1 protein-coding gene and 1 pseudogene are annotated in these 319 nt (G+C 38.9%); both read right to left on the bottom strand.

The genetic code is table 11. The features are described 5' to 3' along the window. A pseudogene (locus M3600_RS28735) lies at window positions 1-193 on the bottom strand (IS110 family transposase); the annotation flags it as partial. Further along, window positions 118-319 (bottom strand): hypothetical protein (locus M3600_RS28730; RefSeq protein WP_251648608.1); only part of this gene is annotated, 202 nt, incomplete at its 5' end. The gene M3600_RS28730 and the pseudogene M3600_RS28735, both read right to left, overlap by 76 nt.

Genomic DNA, 319 nt, shown 5'->3' with positions numbered 1-319 from the left:
GGAAAGTAGATTTGTTTTTCAACAGTGCATATATCCAGTGTAAAAGTTTATTTGCACAAGCAATTATAGTGACTTTATAGGGTTTACCTTCCTCCCGTTTTTTATCGTAATATTCTCTTAATCTCTTGTTTCGAGGAAGGAGTTGTTCATCTGTCCGTGCTTTACGCTTGTCTCGTATGGCTGCTCCGACTGCTGTTTATTGCAAAATAAAAGTACAGAGGTTTGCGAGGAATTTGTGCAGAATCTAACTGCATAAAAAATAGGCTTGCCAGCCCCTAAAATATCCCCTACTGTATGGATTGAGAGATCACAACAGTGG

It is taken from the genome of Niallia sp. MER 6, assembly GCF_023714395.1.
Classification (GTDB): Bacteria; Bacillota; Bacilli; order Bacillales; family Cytobacillaceae; genus Niallia.
Note: the sequence above shows the minus strand (reverse complement) of the source record. Positions and strands in the feature narration are given on the sequence as shown.